Genomic DNA, 1,161 nt, shown 5'->3' on the forward strand with positions numbered 1-1,161 from the left:
AATTCTTAACTACTGACAACGGACAACGGACAACTGACAACGGACAACGGACAACTAACAAATAGAGAAAGAATTACCACAACTACATCTGGATATTGCTTGGGGGTTATCAAAGCGAAAACCACCACCCATCAAATCTTCTGCGTAATCTAGTGACAAGCCATGAATGTAATTTAGGCTTCCTGGGTCTATAACTAGACGAATATCATCAAACTCTACCATCTGGTCTGTGGCTTGTACAGTTGTATCAAAACCTAAATCGTAAAACCAGTCAGCACAGCCACCAGATTTCACCCGCAAACGAAATAAAATATTTGCTGGTTGTTTGGATTTTAAGCGCCTGATTTCATTAATGGCTGCTGAACTTAAATTGATCATGGAATTTTTTTATTGGTCAGTGATCAAAAAGAAAAAAATCTCCCCTGTCTATTCCCTTGTATCTATTGTCTATTTTTCACGTGCATAGTCATCTTGATAACGAATAATATCATCTTCTCCTAAATATTCGCCATTTTGCACTTCAATCAAAATCAAGGGAATCACGCCGGGATTTTCTAAGCGATGAGTTGTACATTGGGGAACATAGGTTGATTGATTATTGCTTAATAATATCTCGTGATCGCCACAAACTACTTTGGCTGTACCTGAAACAACTATCCAGTGTTCACTACGGTGGTGGTGCATTTGTAAACTCAGGCGATGACCTGGTTTTACTTCAATACGCTTAATTTTATATCCGCGACCCTCTTCCAAGACTGTGAAAGACCCCCAAGGACGTAATTCACCCGCAGCAATGCCTCTAGAATTAATTGTTGGTTGTAAAGTCAGTGTATTCGTGGGGACAGTTTCTGATAATTTAGCCATAATTACCTCATTTGGAGACATAATAAACCCGTTTTTAGCTTTAACAGTTGATGATAAAGGGGGCGAAATTCGGCCACTTTGATTAAGATAGCAAAAGTCAACACTGGCTGGTAAAATGAGAATGTTCAAACTCTATGTCTACATAAAATCTTTATCAAAAACACGACTTAGGATAAGATGTGAATAAGATCGCCGACTTCTTTGAAGGTTTCAAGATATTTTCCGTTCATCTACTTAGGGCTTGCTGATAGCGTAGCGTGGCGTTAGCCATATAAACCTAAAACCATTTATTAATAA

The 1,161-nt window shown here is 38.4% G+C and carries 2 protein-coding genes; both read right to left on the bottom strand.

The features are described 5' to 3' along the window. Positions 1-54 precede the first annotated feature (54 nt). Positions 55-378, bottom strand: a complete 324-nt coding sequence (locus ACIR131C_RS0120375) for a HesB/IscA family protein (protein WP_028091641.1) — start codon at positions 376-378, stop codon at positions 55-57. 69 nt (positions 379-447) lie between these two features. Beyond that, positions 448-864: a cupin domain-containing protein gene (locus tag ACIR131C_RS0120380; RefSeq protein WP_028085102.1), complete on the bottom strand. Its 417-nt coding sequence runs from the start codon at positions 862-864 to the stop codon at positions 448-450. Between the last annotated feature and the right edge of the window lie 297 nt (positions 865-1,161).

This window comes from Dolichospermum circinale AWQC131C, assembly GCF_000426905.1.
Classification (GTDB): Bacteria; Cyanobacteriota; Cyanobacteriia; order Cyanobacteriales; family Nostocaceae; genus Dolichospermum; species Dolichospermum circinale.